This window comes from Streptomyces sp. NPDC057743, assembly GCF_042798755.1.
In the GTDB taxonomy this organism is placed as follows: Bacteria; Actinomycetota; Actinomycetes; order Streptomycetales; family Streptomycetaceae; genus Streptomyces.
In genome coordinates, this window is the sequence record NZ_JBHVJX010000011.1 from 18,172 (window position 1) to 36,533 (window position 18,362).

An 18,362-nucleotide genomic window follows, 5' to 3' on the forward strand; every position below is an offset into this window, starting at 1 on the left:
CCTGCACTAGGTCGGTGGAGCGGCTTTGGGCTGGAGCTGCATTGGGGCGAGTGATCATGGCCCAGTAAGCTGATGGCGCGTCGGGCAGTCTGTGGACCTGCCCGGTAAAGCACGACGTTGGGGCCATGATCTTAGAGGATCGCCCCAAAGTGGCTGCCTAAAGCCGTGGAGCCGACCGCCCCAGCCACGACGTATCCCTTCTCTGGCCCCAGGCGGCTGATCGTTGAGCGCGCGGGACGGGCGCCGGCCGGGCTGGAGCGGGGCGGAGACAGGAGCGCAGGCCCGGCCGGGGGCCGGGCCGCGCGCGGTGAGCGGAGCGAGCCACCTTGAACTCGAACTCGTAGAGAAAGTTGTTACTCAGTGGGGCATGGCGGCCTTCGGCCGTGGCGTGAACTTCTCGACACAGGCAGGGAGTTCGGCCGCCTCGCGGTGTGCCAGGCCGAGGAAGGGCGCGGGCCCGGCGGTCCACTCGATGCGGGTGTCTCGGAGGCTGACGTTGATCTCGTAGGGCGTGGTGTAGAGGAGATCGGCAAGAACGTCGCCGCCTTGGTCAAGGTCCCCAAGCCGCACCGCCGTCGCATCAAGCCCTGGTCCGCGGCTGAGGCGAGCCGTTTCCTCGCCGACGCCGTCACCCGCGACGATCCGCTCTTCGCGGCCTGGGCGCTCGTCCTGTGTCTCGGGCTCCGCCGCGGCGAAGTGCTGGGCCTCACCTGGAAGTCCGTCGACCTCGAAGCGGGCGAGCTGTACATGGATCACCAGATCCAACGGGCGGGCCGTCAGATCCTCCACCGCGAGACGAAGACCGAGGAGTCGGACGACTTCCTTCCCCTGCCGGCTCTCTGCCTCAAGGCGCTCCGGATGCGCCGTGCTCAGCAGACCGGGGATCGGAAGGCGGCCGGCGACCTCTGGCAGGACAGTCACGACCTGATCTTCACGACGAAGTACGGCACTCCGATCGAACCGGGGAATCTCACCCGCATGTTCGCGCTGCGCGTGCGACGCATCGGACTCCGGGTCATCCCACTCCGGAACACCAGGCACACAACCGCCGCGCTGTTGGTCCTGCTGAAGGTCCACCCGAAGGTCGCACAGCGCATCCTGCGGCACTCGCAGATCGAAATCACGATGGATGTCTACTCCGAGGCGGACGACGCAGACGTGCGCGAAGCTCTGGCACTGCTGTCCACCGCCCTGGGTGGCACCGCCTGGCCCCGTTGCTGTACTTCACTGCTGTACGGCACGACAAAGCCCCCGCCCAGATAACCCGGCGGGGGCTTTGACCTGCTGTGCGCTCGGCAGGATTCGAACCTGCAACCTTCTGATCCGTAGTCAGATGCTCTATCCGTTAAGCTACGAGCGCTTGGCTTTCCGGCGGTTTTTCTTGCCGGTCGGCGTTGCGGGAACAACATTACATGACCTGGGCCGTGAGGCGAAATCCGTTGCCCGCACCCCCTCTGACCTGCGGAAATGATGATCAGGCCGGTTGTGAGGGGGTGTTGGGGGGCGACGGGTCAGGCCGGCCAGGGGGAGTTCTCGATGATCTGGACGAAGTTCTGGCGGGCGTAGTCGGCTTCGAAGCGGTCCAGGACGTCGGCCTTGACGTTGCCGAAGGTGGTCTGGGGGCGGTGGGCCAGCCCGGCGTGGAAGGCGCGGAGGATGCGGCGCTTGAAGTCGGGGCGGGGGTGGGCGGCGACGACGGCCGCGCGGGTTGCCTCGGGCAGGTCGGCGTAACCGATGCCGAGGACGTCGAGTTCGACGCCGGCGGTGACGAGGGCCACTTCGGGGGCCATGTGGTGCGGGATCTCCGGGGTGGTGTGCAGGGCGATGCCCTCCCAGACGAGGCGGGCGCGGTCTTCGGGGATGCCCCGGGCGGTGAGGAAGGCGCGGGCCTCGTCGGCGCCGTCGATCTCGAAGCGCTGCTGGGAGGTGCGGAACTTCTCGGTGAGGCCGAGGTCGTGGAAGAGGGCGCCCACGTAGAGCAGCTCGGGGTCGAAGGTCAGGCGGTGCCGCAGGCCGTGGTGGGCGCCGAAGAGGTAGACCCGGTGGGAGTGGTGGTAGAGCAGGTCGTCGGTGAGGTCGCGGACGAGTTCGGTGGCCTCGCGGGCCAGGCGGCTGTCCGGGACGGGGATGCCGGCGAGGGTGGGCAGGTCCTGGGGCGACGTGGACCGTGTGCGGGTGCCTTCGTCGGCGGTCTTGTGGGACGGCTCGTTGGGCAGCTTGTTGGGGGTCATGGGGTCAGGGTCGCGCCGTGGGGGTGCGGGCGCCCGGCGTGTGCGGGACGAGCGCCCCACAGATGGGGACATGGGGCCGCGGTCAGCGGATGGTGGTGTGGAAGCGGGCGCGGTAGGCGGAGGGGGTCACGCCGAGACGGCGGAGGAAGAGGCGGCGGAGGGATTCGTCGGTGCCGATGCCGGTGCGGCGGGCGGTGGCGGTGGCGGTCTCGCCGTTGGCGAGGAGGGTCTGGGCGGCCTCCAGGCGGACGGCCTCGACGTAGCCGGCGGGGGTGGTGCCGGTGTGCGCGCGAAAGAGCCGGGTGAGGTGGCGGGCGCTGAGGCCGGCGCGGGCGGCCAGCGCGGGGTTGGAGTGGTCGGCGGCCGGGTCGGCGGCGATCGCGTCCAGGAGGGCGCGCAGCGCGTCGTGGCGGGGCCGCGGGGTGCGGGCGGGCACCGAGAACTGGGACTGGCCGCCCGGGCGCTGCATGAAGACCACCAGGTCGCGGGCGACCTCGCGGGCCAGGTCGGGGCCCTCGTCGGCCTCCACGAGGGCGAGCGCGAGGTCGATGCCGGCACAGACACCGGCGGAGGTGAAGAGGTCGCCGTCGCGGACGTAGAGCGCGTCGGGGTCGACGGTGAGGGTGGGGTGGCGGGCGGCGAGGGTGGCGGTGTGGCGCCAGTGGGTGGTGGCCCGCCGCCCGTCCAGCAGCCCGGCGCCGGCCAGCGCGAACGCCCCGGCGCAGACCGAGGCGACCCGGCGGGAGCGGGCGGCGAGGGCCCGGACCGCGTCCAGGAGGCCGGGCGGGAAACGGCCCTGAGCGAGCTCCTCGGCGCCGGGGACGAGGACGGTGTCCAGGGGGTGGGCGGAGAGCTCCGGGACGTCCGTGTCGACGGCGAGGCGGGCACCGGAGGCGGTGGTGACGGGGCGGCCGTCGGGGGAGCACAGCCGGATCTCGTAGCGGCCGCCGAGGCGCGCGGCGACGCTGAAGACCTCCAACGGGCCGGTCACATCGAGCAGTCGGGCGCCCTCGAAGGCCAGCATGACGACGGTGCGGGCGGCGGGGTCGCGCCGGCGGGACGCGGGCCGCGGCGGGGGCGGCGGGCTCGGCTGGGGCATGCGCGGCAGCGTAGGCGGAGGGGAGGGACGGGGGTGGGGCGGAAGATCCACCCGGGAGTCGGAGCCGCCCACGCAAAAGCTCCGGGCCCGGTCGTGAGTGACCGGGCCCGGAGCTGAATGCACAAGCGGAGGCGGAGGGATTTGAACCCTCGATGGGCGGTAAAACCCAAACCGCATTAGCAGTGCGGCGCCATAGACCGGACTAGGCGACGCCTCCACACGTCCTCATCGCGCGTGTGGCGCGATGTGGCGTGACCAGATGATGACACAGCCCAGCGGCCCGTCACCAATCGCCCCCCACGGTACTAGGCCCGCGACCCACCCGGCAAAGACGTTCCTGCGGCGCAACGTCGCGGCCGGAACGGCGTTAGAGAGACGGGGTCGCGCGACCGCAGGTGTTGTGCGCCCCCCGGCGCGTACGACCGCGTACCGCCGTCCCGCCCCGTGCGAGCCCGCGCATCCGGCGCGGCCGCCCTCGCCCTCTGGAGCCCGTGATGTCCCGTCGCCGGATCCCGTCCCGGTCGCTGTCCCTGTTGGTCGCCGCGGCCGCCGCCTTGTGCGCGCTGCCCGCGCTCGCCGTCGCGCCGGCCGCCTCCGCCGCCCCGATCCCGCTGCCCTACCACCACGACGACCTCCGCTTCGGCGACCAGCCGGCGCTCGGCGGGCCGCGCGGGGACCACCTCACGATCACCGTCACCAAGTCCGGTTCTGCGCGCACGGACGGCACGTTCGAGCTGCGCTGCCATCCGCGCGGCGGGAACCACTTCGCCGCGGCCCGCGCCTGCGACCGGCTGGATCGCATGACGCGCTGGGGCAAGGACCCGTTCGCGCCGGTGCCGCAGGGCGCCAAGTGCACGATGATGTACGGCGGTCCGGCGCGGGCGCACGTCACCGGGGTGTGGGCCGGGCGGCCGGTCAACGCCGACTTCCGGCGCACCAACGGGTGTGAGATCGAACGCTGGGGCCGTTTCGAACCCATGCTCCCGTCGACCGTTTCCTGACCCGGTTCGTGGCCAAGTAGCGGGCCAGGTCAGGACGAGGGGCACATGTCGGGCGTGCGGTGAGTCGCGCCGGGGCGCGGCATTGCGGGGGACGTCATCCGCCCCCGCCTCCCCGGCATGTGCCCGTAGACTCCCTTCCAGCGACCCGCCATGGTGGGTCGGCAAGGTGCGGTAACAGGGAGGAAGCGTCTCGTGAGCAGCAGGCCATCCCGAGGCGCTGCTCGCCTCGCAGCCATACTGGATGCCCTTCCCGACGCGCTGCTGCTCGTCAACTGCAACGGCACCGTCGTCAACGCCAACGCCATCGCCCTGGAGATGTTCGAGGCCCCGGGCACGGCCCTGGTCGGGCGGGGGCTGTTGGACCTGCTGCCGACCTTCGACTCGAAGCGGATCCCGGGGTCGATGCGGCGCCGGGACGAGGAGGTCGAGGGCCGGACGAGGCCGACGCGGATGGTCGCGCGGCGCACCGACGGCGTCGAGTTGCTGGTCGAGGTGACCAGCGCCAACTTGGAGGACGGCCGCACCCCGTACGAGTCCGCCTTCGAGGCCGCCTACGCCGACCACCGCAACGGCTACACCGGCGACGAGCTGCTGATGCTCGTGGTGCGCGACCTGACCGGGACGGTGGACACCGAGACCGAGTTGGCGCGCCAGCAGCGGCAGACGGAGATGATCCTGCGGGCCGCGGCGGAGGGCGTGGTCGGCGTCGACTCCGAGGGCCGGGTGGTCCTCGTCAACCCGTCCGCCGCGCAGATCCTCGGCTACCGGGCCAGCGAGCTGGGCGGCAAGGAGCTGCACCCGCTGGTCCACCACTCCCGGCCGGACGGTTCGGCGTTGCCCTGGGAGGACACCCCGCTCGCCGACACCCTCAAGTCCGGCCGCAAGCACCGGGTGCGCGGGCAGGTGCTGTGGGCCAAGGACGGCCGGGCGGTGTCCGTCGACCTGACCACCGCTCCGGTGCGGGACGGCGACCAACTGGTGGGCGCGGTGATGACGTTCACCGACCGGCGGCCGCTCGACGCGCTGGCGGCCCGCCACGCCCAGCTACTGGCCGTCCTGGAGCGGTCGTTGCGCGGGCCGCTCGAAGAGCTCAGCGGCGAGCTGACCGCCCTCGCCTCCGACCCGGCGGGCCAACTGTGGCCCGAGGCCAACCAGATCCTGCACCACCTCGCGGCCGGGCACGCCCGGATGACGACGCTGGTGGACAACGTGCTCGGCTACCAGCAGCTGGACGCCGGCACGGCGAAGCTGAACCGCACCAAGGTGTCGCTGGACAAGGTGGTCGCGGCCGGCGTGGAGGGCGCGATCGAGCTGATCGGGCCGGGCCGGGCGCAGTTCGCGGTGCACGCGCCGCCGATAGCGGCGCTGGTCGACGCGGAGCGGCTGGCGCAGGCGCTGTCGCATCTGATCGCGGACGTGGCCGGGGTGGACTCCACGGGCCGGCACCCGGCCGGTGCCGGCGCGGGCGGCCAGGGCGGCCGTCCGGTGCCCGGCGACTCGACGATCGTGGTGGCGGCGGCCAAGCGCGGCGAGGTCGTCCGCATCGAGGTGCGCGGGCCGTTCGGCGGCGGCGATCCGGTGCACGGGCCGATCGTCCGCGGCATCGTGCGGATGCACGACGGGCTGATCCAGACGCACAAGGTGCCGGGCGGTTCCGGTGCCGGCGGCAGCGCGTACGTGCTGGAACTGCCGGTGCTGATCGACGAACCGGTGCCGGTGGACGACGAGGAGCCGGCCGAGGACGGGGAGCAGGCGACCGGGGGCGACAGGCCGGCCGCTGCCGTCCCGGGGACGGACGGGCGCGGCCGCAGCGTCGCCGGGGAGCCGCCCGCGGGCGGCGAGGCGGAGGACGGTGCGACCGGCGCGCAGCAGCCGACCGGGCGCCGGCGCGCGCGGCGCCCGGACACGGAGACGTCTCCCGCGGCGGACGGCACACAGGGTGCCGGGCTGTCGGCGGGTGCCGAGGCGGTGCCGCCGAGCGGTCGTCGCCGGGCGCGGCCGGCGCCGGAGGGCTCGGCGCTGCCCGCGCTGCCGTCCGGGGCCGGTGACGGGGCCCCGGCCGGCGCTCCGGCGCACGGACTGACGCCCGCGGTGGCGCCGGCGCTCGGGCCGGTGCCGCCCCAGGGACAGCAGCCGGCGCCGCAGCCGGGTCAGCCGCAGGGCGGGGCCGCGGAACGGCCCGTGTCGGGCGCTCAGGGGGCCGCCGGTGGTCGTCGGGCCCGGCGGGCGCTGGCCGAGGCGCCCGAGCGGGCCGGTGGGCCGCAGGCGCCCGCCGCCCGGGGTGCCAACGTGCCGCAGCAGGGCGGCAATCGGGCCGGCCAGGCCCAGGACGCGCCGCGGTCGCCGTTCGCGCTGCCGCCGGCCGCGGCGGACCGGGCGCCGCAGCAGTCGGCGCCCTCCTCGACCCAGCAGCCCCAGCAGCCCCAGTCGGCGCTGCCCGCGATCGCCGGCGGGGTGCCCGCCCGCGCCGGCGCAGCCGCCCCGGCGGAGGCCGGCCCGCAGGACACCGGTACCGGGCGGCGGCGCGCGCGCCGGGCGGTGGCGGCCGGCCCCGAGGCGACCGCGAGACCGGCGGCCGCCCCCGCCGACTCCCCCGACGCACAAGGCGGTTGGGACGCCGCCGAGCCGACCGGCCGGCGCCGGGCCCGGCGGGCCGCCGCCGAGGAGCGCGCGGCCGCGGCGATGGCCGACTCCGAGGCGTCCGGCACGTTCGTGGCCGGGCCCGAGGGCCTGGTCGCGCAGCCGTCCGAGGCCGCGGCCCCGGGCGCCCCGGCGGAGCCGACCGGTACGGGCACCGGGACCGCCCCCTGGGTCCCCGGCGCCACGCCGTCCGCGCCCACCGGCCGCCGCCGCGGCCGTCCCAGCCCCGCCGAGGAGGCCGCCCCCGTGCCGCCGCAGGGCCCGCCGTCGGCCGCGGCCCGGCAACCGCTGCCGCCCGTCGAGGACGACCCCGGGCACACCTCGGGGCGGGCGTTCAGCGTGCGCACGCTCGGCCAGGGCGTGCCGTTCGCCCAGCAGGTGGCCGATCCGCAGCGTCCGGCGGCGCAGCCGGGGCCCGTACCGCCGGGCGGCACCGCGACGCCGCCGGGCGGCACCGCCACCGGTTCCGGCCGCCGCCGCAAGCTGGCCGCACCCCCGCCGGAGGGCGAGCGCACCGGCGCCGCCGAGGCCCCCGCGCCGGGCACCCCGCAGGCCGCCGGCCCCCAGCCGCAGCCGGCCGCCCGGCCCAAGCAGCCGGGCCCGCAGGGGCACCTCATGGACGCCAGCGAGGGCCGCGCGTTCGCCATCTCGGCGCCCGACGAGGGCAGCGAGGGGCCCGAGCCGCTGGACGGGCCGAACGGCGCGGTCGAGGTGATGGAGCGTCAACAGCCGCCGCTGGATGACGAGTTGCCGCCGGAGCCGCTGGACAATCCGCGCCGGCTGCTGGTCTGGCCGGCGCCCGACGTCGCCACCCAGCAGGCGCTCAGCGACCGCGGCTACCGCCCGGTGATCGTCAACTCCCGCGAGGAGGTGGACGCGCAGATCGCCGCGTACCCGGCGGCGCTCTTCGTGGACCCGCTGACCGGGCCGATCACCCGCACCGCGCTCCAGTCGCTGCGCCAGGCCGCCGGCGCCGCCGAGGTGCCCGTGCTGGTCACCGCCGGGCTGGGGCAGGCGACCCGGGAGGCCGCGTACGGCGCCGACCCGGCCGTGCTGCTCAAGGCGCTGGCCCCGCGGGACGCCGAGGACCAGCCGGCGCGGGTGCTCCTGATCGAGCAGAACGACGCCATCGCCGGCGCGCTGACCGCCTCGTTGGAGCGGCGCGGGATGCAGGTGGCCCGGGCCGGTGCGGACACCGACGCGGCCGCCCTGGCGACGCAGGTGCGGCCCAACCTCGTCGTGATGGACCTGATGCAGGTGCGCCGCCGCCGGGCCGGCATCGTGGACTGGCTGCGCGCCAACGGGCTGTTGGACCGCACCCCGCTGGTCGTCTACACCTCCGCCGACCTGGACCCGGCCCAACTGCCGCGGCTCGCCTCCGGGGAGACGGTGCTCTTCCTGGCCGAGCGCTCCACCAGCGCCGAGGTGCAGAGCCGGATCGTGGACCTGCTGGCGAAGATCGGCACCAACTGAGGGTGGGCCCCTAAGGGCCCACCCCCAAGATCAGCTCAGCCGCGTCACGTCCAGCTCGCCGTCCGCGTACTGCCGGCGCAGCACCTTCTTGTCGAACTTGCCGACGCTCGTCTTCGGCACCGACGGGATCACCGCCCACCGCTCCGGGAGCTGCCAGCGGGCGATCCGCTCGCCGAGGAAGGCCCGCAGCTCCTCATAGGTCAGCGCGGTGCCGTCGGTCAACACCACGGTGGCCAGCGGCCGCTCGCCCCACTTCTCGTCGGGGACGGCCACCACCGCGGCCTCCGCGACGCCGGGGTGGGCCATCAGGTGGTTCTCCAGCTCGACCGAGGAGATCCACTCGCCGCCGGACTTGATGACGTCCTTGGCCCGGTCGGTCAGGGTGAGGTAGCCGTCCGGGGTGATGGTGCCGACGTCACCGGTGCGCAGCCAGCCGTCGGGGCTGAACTTGTCCTCCGGGCGCAGCGCTTCGCCCTGCGCGCCGCCGTAGTACGCGCCGGCGATCCACGGGCCCCGGACCTCCAGCTCGCCGGCCGCGGCGCCGTCCCACGGCAGTTCCTCGCCGGCCGGGCCGATCAGCCGGGCCTCGACGGAGGCCGGGAAGCGGCCCTGGGTGGCGCGGTAGGCCCACGCCTCCTCGCCGCTGGCGCCGGCCGGCGGGTGGGAGACGCAGCCCAGCGGGGAGGTCTCGGTCATGCCCCAGGCGTGCACCACGCGGACCCCGTGCCGCTCCTCGAAGCCGCGCATCAGCGCGGGCGGACAGGCCGAGCCGCCGATGACGACCGTCGCCAGACAGGCCACGTCCCGCTTGTGGGCGTCGAGTTCGGCCAGCAGGCCCTGCCAGATCGTCGGTACCGCGGCTCCTATCGTGGGCCGCACCGTCTCGATCATCTCGGCGAGCGGCGCGGGCTGGAGGAAGCGGTCCGGCATCAGCAGCGAGGCGCCGGCCATGAACGCGGCGTGCGGCAGACCCCAGGCGTTGACGTGGAACATCGGCACCACGGGCAGCGCGATGTCGTGCGACGCGAGGGCGAACGCCTCCGCGGTGTTGACCTGGAGCGAGTGCAGATACAGCGAACGGTGGCTGTAGAGCACGCCCTTGGGCTCGCCGGTGGTCCCGGAGGTGTAGCAGAGCGCGGCCGCCTCCCGCTCGTCGATCTCCGGCCAGTCGTAGCGCTCCGGCCGCCCGGCGAGCAGCTCCTCGTAGTCGTGGACCTGGACGTCGGCCCCGGCCAACGGGGCGCGGTCGCCGGGGCCGACGACGACCACGTGCGCCACCTTGGGCAGCTGCGGCAACAGGGGCGCCAGCAGCGGGATCAGCGTGCCGTTGACGAGGACGACGCGGTCCTCGGCGTGGTGGACGATCCAGGCGAGCTGCTCGGGCGCGAGCCGGAGGTTCAGCGTGTGCAACACCGCGCCCATGGACGGGATGCCGAGGTACGCCTCCATGTGCTCGCTGTTGTTCCACATCAGCGTGCCGACCCGCTCCTCGGGGGCCACGTCGAGCTCGTCGCGCAGCGCGTGCGCGAGCTGCGCGGCCCGGCGGCCGATCTCGGCGAAGGTGCGGCGGTGCGGCTCCGCCTCGCCGGTCCACGTGATGACCTGCGCGTCACCGTGGACCGTTGACCCATGGGTGAGGATTCGCGAGACGGTGAGCGGTACGTCCTGCATCGTGCTGAGCACCGGGTGCCTCCGCTTTGTTACGGGCGGGTAGTGGTGCTGCGATTCTCGATGCGTACCGCGTGGTATGTCACGCCTCCATGGCGTGTTCTTTTCCCCTCGGGCCGGATTCGGCCGGGAACCCGCGCACGTCCGCTTCACCCGCAGGGAGGTCCCGCGCGGCACGTTGCTTGTGCCGGCCCGCGGGCCCGCACCAGGCTGGCGGGACCCGGAGGCGGCATTGGCCGGATCCGGACCCCTTTTCCCTTCCCGTGAGGAGCGTTCCATGCGCGCCCGTCTCGCTCGTTGTCTCGCCGTCGCCGCCCTGGGTGGCGCCGGTGTCCTGGTCTGCACCGCCGCGCACGCGGCCCCGTCCCAGGGGGCGGCCCAACCGGGGCCGGGCGGCGGCCCGGTGGCCGGACGGCCGCTGGCGAGCGGCCTGTTCGACCCGGTGCAGGGGCACGGCGGGGGCGTGGTCTCCGGGGGCGGCGAGTGGGAGCACTCCTCGGCGGACGGCAGCGGGCTCCAGGGGCGCTAGGGCCGGCCCGTAGGACAGGCCCCGCCGTTACGCGGGCCCCGACTTCGGCGTCACCGCCTGGAGGACCAGGACCGAGAGGTCGTCCTCGACCGGTCCGGTGCCGAAGTCGTGGGCGGCCCGGCGGACGTGTTCGGCGAGCGCCTTGGCGCCCAGGCCGAGGCCGTCCCGCAACACCCCCACCAGGCCGTCGTTGTCGTCCAACTGCCAGTTCCCGCAGCGGCGTTCGGTGACCCCGTCGGTGACGCACAGCAGCGTCTCGCCGGGCGCGAGCGGGAAGGTGCTGGCGCGGAACTCGGCGCCCTCGTCGATGCCCAGCAGCATCTGCGGGTCGGCGGCCGGCTCCACGGCGCCGTCGGTGAACAGGTGCAGCGGCGGCGGGTGCCCGGCGCTGGCGACGGTGCAACGGGCCCCGGGGAGCCCGGGATCGACGGTCAACTCCCCGTAGAGCAGGCTCAAGAAGCGCGAACTGGCCTGTTCCCCGCCGAGTTCCACCGCCTCGGCGCTCTCCTCGGCCATGGCCAGATTCAGCCGCCCGAGGACCGATTCGACGCCGTGGCCCTCCCGGGCCAGCAGCCGCACCAGGTGGCGGGCGAGCCCGGTCACCGACATCGCCTCGGGGTCCTTGCCCTGGACGTCGCCCAGCAGGAAGCACCAGCGGCTCTCGCCCATCGGGAAGACGTCGTAGAAGTCGCCGCCGACGGTCTGCCCCTGGCCGTGCGGCTCGTAGACGATCGCGGTGTCCACGCCGGGGATGCTGGCCAGGGTGGCGGGCAGTTGGCGGCGTTGGAGGGCCAGGCTGATGGTGGTCTGCCGGGTGTACTGGCGGGCGGTGTGGACGGCCTGGGCGATCCGCCGGGCGACGTCCTCCACCATGCGCGCGACGGTGTCGGTCATCTTCAGCCGGCCGGCCCGGCCCAGCAGCAGGACGCCCAACTGCTCGTCGCGGGCCACCAGGGGGAAGGCCAGCGCCGAGCCGCCCTCCCTGGACGCGCCGGCGCATTCCGGCCAGGTCCAGGGGATGCCGCCGACCCGGACGACGTCGATGGGCGGCTCGCGCTCCAGGTCGACGCGGAGCGGCCCGATCCGCCGCTCGTCGACGTGCCACACCCGGGAGAGCTGCATGCCGCCGCCCTCGATGCTCAGCCAGATCGCGCACCAGTCGGCGAGCCGGGGCACCAGCAGTTGGGCGGCGAGCGCGGTGACCATGTCCTGGTCCAGCTGGCCGGCGAGGAGTTCGCTGGTCTCGGCGAGGAACGAGGGGCCGCCGCGGTCGACCCACTCGGCGGCCGTTGGGGACCCGCGCGGCGCCCGGGCCCGGGCCGCGGCACCGGCAGCGGGCCGGTCGGGTCCGGCCGGTGCGGCCGTCGCCCGGCCCTCGGTGGCGGTCAGCCGGAACCAGACCGTCTTGGTGGACCTGCGGTAGGTCACGCCCCAGGACTCGGCGAGCGCGGCGACGAGCTGGAGGCCGTAGCCGGGGGCGCCGCCGCGGGCGTCCACCCCGCCGCGCACGGTCCGCGACGGGTGTCGGTCGGCGACCTCCACGACGATCGCGACGGTGGCCGGGCCCGGCTCCGCGCCGCCGGCCGCGACCGGCCCGCGCCCGTACGTCAGCCGGCAGGTCACGTCGATGTCGGTGCCCGCGTACATCACGGCGTTGGTGACCAGTTCGCTGACGAGGAGGACCGCCTGGTCGATGAGGTCCGAGCTGATCGCGGCGGCGCCGGGGGCGGCGTCCGGGGCGGCCGCCCGCTCGGTCAGCAGGGTGCGCACGAAACGGCGGGCCGCGGAGGCGGCCAGCTGGTTCGCCGGCAGCCCGGTGCGGGACACCGTTTCGGTCTCCTGCGGGGCCGTCGTCCGCGGCGATAGCGAGGTCACGGCGCCCCCTGATGCGCCCGGAAAAGCAACTCATTACGGCCGCTTTATACTATGACATATCTGCCCAATTGGATCAGTTCCGGACCGACTCCGGGACCCCTCCGGTCCGCCACCGGACGCGCTCCGGGCCGTTCCCGGACGAGCCCGACGGCTCCGCAACGGCCGGACGGCTCCGCACACGTCCGGTTCACGTTCGGTCTCGATCACTGGGGGGATGGTGTGCCATGGCGCCCGACCCGACCCGGCCCGAGTCCGCGGCGTCACCCTCGGACCCCCGCCACGACGGCCAGTGGGTGCGCACCAGCGAGCTGCGCCCCCTCCTGGCCGCGCTCAACGCCCTGCGCGACGGCGACTTCACCGCCCGCGTCGACCGCCCCGAAGACGGCGCCCCGGTCGACGGCGTACTGGCCGACATGACCGACGTCTTCGCCCAGATCGTCGCCCGCAACGCCCACCTCGCCGCCGAACTCCAGCGCCTGCGCCGGGAGGTCGTCCGCGAGGGCCGGCTGGACGAGCGGCTGCGCGCCAGCCCCGGGCAGGGCGGCTGGACCACCAACGTCGAGGCCGCCAACGCCGTCCTGGAAGCGCTGGTCACCCCGGTCGCCAAGGCCACCCGGGTGCTGGACTCGATCGCCGACGGCGATCTGACCCGGCACGTCGATCTGCACGACGGCAGCCGTCAGCTCCGCGGCGATCTGCGCCGCCTGGGAAGCTGCGTCAACCGCGTGGTCGACCGGCTCTCGCTCTTCACCGGCGAGCTCACCCGGGTCTCCCGCGAGGTCGGCATCGAGGGCCGGCTCGGCGGCCGCGCCAAGGTCCAGGGCCTCTCCGGCGACTGGCTGCACGTGACCGAGGCGGTCAACACCATGGCGTCCCGACTGACCGCGCAGGTGCGGGACATCGCGGTGGTGACCACGGCGGTGGCCCGCGGCGACCTCACCCAGCAGGTGACGGTCGAGGCCACCGGCGAGCTGCTGGAGCTGAAGCTCACCGTGAACACCATGGTCGACCAGCTCTCCGCCTTCGCCGACGAGGTCACCCGCGTCGCCCGCGAAGTCGGCACCGAGGGCCGGCTCGGCGGCCGCGCCCAAGTACGCGGCGTCTCCGGCGTCTGGAAGGACCTCACCGACAACGTCAACTCCATGGCGTCCAACCTGACCTGGCAGGTCCGCAACATCGCCCAGGTCACCACCGCCGTCGCCAACGGCGACCTCAGCCAGAAGATCACCGTGGACGCCCGCGGCGAGATCCTGGAACTCAAGTCGACCATCAACACCATGGTCGACCAGCTCTCCGCCTTCGCCGACGAGGTCACCCGCGTCGCCCGCGAAGTCGGCACCGAGGGGCAGCTCGGCGGCCGCGCCCAAGTACGCGGCGTCTCCGGCGTCTGGAAGGACCTCACCGAGAGCGTCAACTTCATGGCGGACAACCTCACCACGCAGGTCCGCAACATCGCGCTGGTCGCCACCGCCGTCGCCGAGGGCGACCTCGGCAAGAAGATCACCGTCGAGGCGAAGGGCGAGATCCTGGAACTCAAGTCGACCATCAACACCATGGTCGACCAGCTCTCCGCCTTCGCCGACGAGGTCACCCGCGTCGCCCGCGAGGTCGGCACCGAGGGCAACCTCGGCGGTCAGGCGCAGGTCCGGGGCGTCTCGGGGGTCTGGAAGGAGCTCACCGACAACGTCAACTCCATGGCGCTGAACCTCACTTCGCAGGTCCGCAACATCGCCCAGGTCACCACCGCGGTCGCCAACGGCGACCTCACCAAGAAGATCGACGTGGACGCCCGCGGCGAGATCCTGGAGCTCAAGGACACCGTCAACACCATGGTGGGGCAGTTGCGGGCGTTCGCCGACGAGGTCACCCGGGTCGCCCGCGAGGTCGGCACCGAGGGCCGGCTCGGCGGCCGCGCCCAGGTGCACGGCGTCTCGGGGGTCTGGAAGAACCTCACCGACAACGTCAACTCCATGGCGGACAACCTCACTTCGCAGGTCCGCAACATCGCGGAGGTGGCGACGTCGGTGGCCCAGGGCGACCTCTCCAAGAAGATCGACGTCGATGCCCGCGGCGAGATCCTCGAACTCAAGACCACCCTCAACACCATGGTCGACACCCTCTCCTCGTTCGCCTCCGAGGTGACCCGGGTGGCCCGCGAGGTCGGCAGCGAGGGCCAACTCGGCGGCCAGGCCCGGGTCGAGGGCGTCTACGGCACCTGGAAGCAGCTCACCACCAGCGTCAACGAGCTGGCCCTCAACCTCACCACCCAGGTGCGCGCGATCGCCGAGGTGACCAGCGCGGTCACCCAGGGCGACATGTCCGGCTCGATCACCGTGGACGCCCGCGGCGAGGTCGCCGCCCTGAAGAACAACATCAACCTCATGGTCGCCAACCTCCGCGAGACCACCCGCGCCAAGGACTGGCTGGAGTCCAACCTCACCCGGATCGCCGGCCTGATGCAGGGCCACCGCGATCTGGTCGAGGTCGCCGACCTGATCCTGCGCGAGCTGACACCGTTGGTGAACGCCCAGTTCGGCGCGTTCTTCCTGGCCGAGGCGGGCGCCGAGCCGGGCGAGGGGCTGGAGCTGATCGCCGGCTACGGCACCGGTCGTCCCGAAGGCGAGGGCGCCCTGAACCGGATGCGGCGCGGCGCCCCCGCCTGGGGCCTGATCACCCAGGCCGCCACGGAGCAGCGGCGCATCCTCGTCGAGGCGGTCCCCAGCGACTACCTCACCATCAGCTCCGGCCTCGGCGCCGCCGCCCCGGCCAGCGTCGTCATCTTCCCGATCCTCTTCGAGGACCAGGTCCTCGGCGTGATCGAGCTGGCCTCCTTCAGCCGCTTCAGCGAGGTGCACCTGGCCTTCATCGACCAGTTCGTCAACACCATCGGCGTCTCCATCAACACCATCATCGCCAACTCCCGTACCGAATCGCTGCTCTCGGAATCCCAGCGGCTGACCGCCGAGCTCCGCCAGCGCTCCGACGAGCTCCAACTCACCAACGCCGAACTGGAGGAGAAGGCCGCGCTCCTGGCCACCTCCTCGCAGTACAAGTCCGAGTTCCTCGCCAACATGTCGCACGAGCTGCGCACCCCGCTCAACTCCCTGCTGGTGCTCTCGCGGCTGCTCGCCGACAACCCCGACGGCCATCTCAGCCCGCAGGAGGTGGAGTTCGCGGTCACCATCCACCGCGCCGGCTCCGACCTGCTCCAGCTCATCAACGACATCCTCGACCTGTCGAAGATCGAGGCCGGCCGGATGGACGTGCACCCCAAGGCGCTGCCGCTGAAGAAGCTGCTGGACTACGTGCGGGCCACCTTCCGCCCGCTCACCGTCGACCGCGGCCTCGGCTTCGACGTCCACGTCGGCGAGGGCGTCCCCGAGGAGCTGTTCTCCGACGAACAGCGCCTCCAGCAGATCCTGCGCAACCTGCTCTCCAACGCGGTGAAGTTCACCTCCACCGGCGGCGTGGAACTCCGCGTCGAACGCGTCCCGGAAAGCCGGCGCGACCAGTTCGAGGAGGCGTCCCTGCGCACCGCCGACACCGTCCTCGCGCTCTCCGTCAAGGACACCGGAATAGGCATTCCCCCGGAGAAACTCGACGGCATCTTCGAGGCGTTCCAGCAGTCCGACGGCACCACCAACCGCAAATACGGCGGCACCGGGCTGGGCCTGTCGATCAGCCGCGACATGGCCGCGCTGCTCGGCGGCCGCATCAAGGCCGAGAGCCAGGTGAACGTCGGCTCCACCTTCACCCTCTACGTCCCCGCCCACTACTCCGGCCCCTCGGCCACCCCCGCCCCCACCCCACACACCGCCGGCCCCGCCGAGGCCGCACCCACCGCCCCGGCGAGCCCCGAACGCGCCCCCGCGCCACCGGTCGTGGCACCCTCCGACGTCTTCCCCGCCCAGGAGAGCCTCGCCCCCCGCACCGCGCTCCGCGCCACCGAGGCCGGCGACGTCACCTGGCCCGAGGCCACCCGGCTCAAGGACTGGCTGAGCGGCCCCGCCGGACGCGTCCTGGCCGGCCGCCGCATCCTGATCGTCGACGACGACATCCGCAACGTCTTCGCGCTGACCCACGTCCTCGGCCGGGTCGGCATCCGCGTCAAGTACGCCGAGAACGGCCGCGAGGGCCTGGAGGTGCTGGACCGCGCGCCCGACGTCTCGCTGGTCCTGATGGACATCATGATGCCGGAGATGGACGGCTACGAGATGATCCGGGCCATCCGCCGCACCCCCCGCTTCGCCGACCTCCCGATCATCGCGCTCACCGCCAAGGCGATGCCCGGCGACCGCGAGAAGGCCATCGAGAGCGGCGCCGACGACTACATCCCCAAACCGGTCGACGTGGACCGCCTGTTGTCGGTCATCTCCCAGCTCCTGGACCCCGCCCGGGCCCGCCCGGCCCCCGACGCCCCGCCACCGGACACCGACCCGCCCGACACCACCGACGAGGGAACGGAGGGGCCACCGTCATGACACCGCCCCCACCCGACACCGCACCCATCCTCATCGTCGACGACATGGAGGAGAACCTCGTCGCCCTCGAAGCGGTCCTGGGCTCGCTGGCCACCAAGGTCGTCCGGGCCCGCTCCGGCGAGGAGGCGCTCAAGGCCATGCTCCGCGAGGAGTTCGCGGTCGTCCTGATCGACGTCCTGATGCCCGGCATGAGCGGCTTCGAGACCGCCGCCAACATCAAGGGGCTGGACCAGACGAAGGACGTCCCGGTCATCCTGCTCACCGGCGCCTCCGTGGACCCGGACTACGCCTACCGCGGCTACACCGTCGGCGCCGCCGACTTCCTCGTCAAGCCCTTCGACCCCTGGCTGCTGCGCACCAAGGTCAACGTCTTCCTCGACCTCTACCGCAAGAACCACCAACTTGCCGCCCAGGCCACCCAGTTGAAACGCCTGCTCACCGGCTCGTCGGAGACCCCGACCAGCCCCGCCGAACCCGGCAGGGCCACCCCGCCCCCCTCCGAACCCACGCCGACACCGACACCACCCCCCGGCGACGACGCCTCCCTCGCCGACATCGCCAGCCGCCTGGCCCAGATCGAACTCCTGCTCCGCGACGCCCGCGACACCGAATCCGCCGGCCTCGCCGACCGCATCGCGGCCCTGGAACAGGCGGTGGAACGGCTGTTGGCGGGGCGGGGGGCGTGACGTCCGGCCGGCAGAGCGCCCCCGTCAGGCCGCGACCCGGCTGAGGCCCAGGACCTCCAGTTCCGGGTCCTCGCGGAGCTTGGCCAGGGCGCGGGAGACCGCGCTCTTGACCGTGCCGACCGAGACCTCCATGACCTCGGCGGTCTGGGCCTCGCTGAGGTCCTCGTAGTAACGCAGGACGACCATCGCGCGCTGCCGCGCCGGCAGTCGCATGATCGCGCGCCACATCGCGTCGCGCAGGCCCTGGAGTTCGGCCGGGTCCGGCGCCGGTATCGGGTCCGGCTCGGGCAGCTCGTCGCAGGCGAACTCCTCGACCCTGCGCTTGCGCCACTGCGAGGTGCGGGTGTTGATCAGCGCCCGGCGCACATAGCCGTCCAGCGCGCGGTGGTCCTCGATGCGCTCCCAGGCCACATAGGTCTTGGTGAGCGCGGTCTGGAGGAGGTCCTCGGCGTCGTTGGGGTTCGTGGACAGGGACCGCGCGGCGCGCAGCAGAACCGGCCCCCGGGCCCGTACGTAGGACGCGAACGACGGGAACGTCGCGGGCGTCGAGGCGCTTGTGCACACAGACGTGGTCATGTGCTCCACGCTAGAAGTGGACAGGGGGCGAGGTCGTCGGCCCAGGGTGCCGAAGCGACGTCCCCCTCAAGTTGTACGGGTGGGGTCCCCCGCACCTCCTCAA

At 73.4% G+C, this 18,362-nt stretch carries 11 protein-coding genes, 2 tRNA genes and 1 pseudogene; 6 read left to right on the top strand and 8 right to left on the bottom strand.

Features of this window, described 5'->3' with window-relative positions; translation table 11 throughout:
- Positions 1–357 precede the first annotated feature (357 nt).
- Complete coding sequence (locus ACFVFQ_RS14505; protein ID WP_383415044.1) at positions 358–570, bottom strand: hypothetical protein; 213 nt, start codon at positions 568–570, stop codon at positions 358–360.
- Here ACFVFQ_RS14505 and ACFVFQ_RS14510 point away from each other — a divergent pair.
- A pseudogene (locus ACFVFQ_RS14510) lies at positions 520–1,263 on the top strand (site-specific integrase); the annotation flags it as partial. The gene ACFVFQ_RS14505 and the pseudogene ACFVFQ_RS14510 overlap by 51 nt on opposite strands.
- A 24-nt stretch (positions 1,264–1,287) precedes the next feature.
- Here ACFVFQ_RS14510 and ACFVFQ_RS14515 read toward each other — a convergent pair.
- The 4 genes from ACFVFQ_RS14515 to ACFVFQ_RS14530 form a co-directional block, all read right to left on the bottom strand.
- A tRNA-Arg gene (locus ACFVFQ_RS14515) sits at positions 1,288–1,360 on the bottom strand.
- Positions 1,361–1,511: 151 nt separating this feature from the next.
- Complete coding sequence (locus tag ACFVFQ_RS14520; protein WP_383414446.1) at positions 1,512–2,231, bottom strand: HD domain-containing protein; 720 nt, start codon at positions 2,229–2,231, stop codon at positions 1,512–1,514.
- A gap of 82 nt (positions 2,232–2,313) precedes the next feature.
- A complete protein-coding gene (locus ACFVFQ_RS14525) occupies positions 2,314–3,330 on the bottom strand; it encodes a GlxA family transcriptional regulator (RefSeq protein ID WP_383414449.1) in 1,017 nt (338 codons plus the stop codon).
- A gap of 126 nt (positions 3,331–3,456) precedes the next feature.
- Positions 3,457–3,547 (bottom strand) — tRNA-Ser (locus ACFVFQ_RS14530).
- Between the two features lie 277 nt (positions 3,548–3,824).
- Between ACFVFQ_RS14530 and ACFVFQ_RS14535 the strand changes: the two genes are divergently transcribed.
- Together ACFVFQ_RS14535 and ACFVFQ_RS14540 are read left to right on the top strand one after the other, a co-directional pair.
- On the top strand, positions 3,825–4,331 hold the full coding sequence (locus tag ACFVFQ_RS14535; RefSeq protein ID WP_383414452.1) for an SSI family serine proteinase inhibitor: 507 nt from the start codon (positions 3,825–3,827) through the stop codon (positions 4,329–4,331).
- A gap of 192 nt (positions 4,332–4,523) precedes the next feature.
- On the top strand, positions 4,524–8,444 hold the full coding sequence (locus tag ACFVFQ_RS14540; RefSeq protein ID WP_383414455.1) for a PAS domain-containing protein: 3,921 nt from the start codon (positions 4,524–4,526) through the stop codon (positions 8,442–8,444).
- A 30-nt stretch (positions 8,445–8,474) separates the two neighbouring features.
- Here ACFVFQ_RS14540 and ACFVFQ_RS14545 read toward each other — a convergent pair whose 3' ends face one another.
- Positions 8,475–10,127, bottom strand: a complete 1,653-nt coding sequence (locus tag ACFVFQ_RS14545; RefSeq protein WP_383414458.1) for a long-chain fatty acid--CoA ligase — start codon at positions 10,125–10,127, stop codon at positions 8,475–8,477.
- Positions 10,128–10,389: 262 nt separating this feature from the next.
- Between ACFVFQ_RS14545 and ACFVFQ_RS14550 the strand changes: the two genes are divergently transcribed.
- A complete protein-coding gene (locus tag ACFVFQ_RS14550) occupies positions 10,390–10,641 on the top strand; it encodes a hypothetical protein (RefSeq protein ID WP_383414461.1) in 252 nt (83 codons plus the stop codon).
- 27 nt (positions 10,642–10,668) lie between these two features.
- Here the strand turns inward: ACFVFQ_RS14550 and ACFVFQ_RS14555 are convergent, their stop codons facing one another.
- Positions 10,669–12,516, bottom strand: a complete 1,848-nt coding sequence (locus tag ACFVFQ_RS14555; RefSeq protein WP_383414464.1) for a SpoIIE family protein phosphatase — start codon at positions 12,514–12,516, stop codon at positions 10,669–10,671.
- Positions 12,517–12,740: 224 nt separating this feature from the next.
- Here ACFVFQ_RS14555 and ACFVFQ_RS14560 point away from each other — a divergent pair, with 224 nt between their 5' ends.
- Positions 12,741–16,997, top strand: a complete 4,257-nt coding sequence (locus tag ACFVFQ_RS14560; RefSeq protein ID WP_383414466.1) for a HAMP domain-containing protein — start codon at positions 12,741–12,743, stop codon at positions 16,995–16,997.
- A complete protein-coding gene (locus ACFVFQ_RS14565; RefSeq protein WP_383414469.1) occupies positions 16,994–17,683 on the top strand; it encodes a two-component system response regulator in 690 nt (229 codons plus the stop codon). The genes ACFVFQ_RS14560 and ACFVFQ_RS14565 overlap by 4 nt, the downstream gene beginning before the upstream one ends.
- 24 nt (positions 17,684–17,707) lie before the next feature.
- On the opposite strand, the gene ACFVFQ_RS14570 is transcribed toward ACFVFQ_RS14565, so the two are convergent.
- Positions 17,708–18,259 (bottom strand): SigE family RNA polymerase sigma factor, encoded by a 552-nt coding sequence (locus ACFVFQ_RS14570; protein WP_383414472.1) that lies wholly within the window; start codon positions 18,257–18,259, stop codon positions 17,708–17,710.
- Positions 18,260–18,362: the final 103 nt, after the last annotated feature.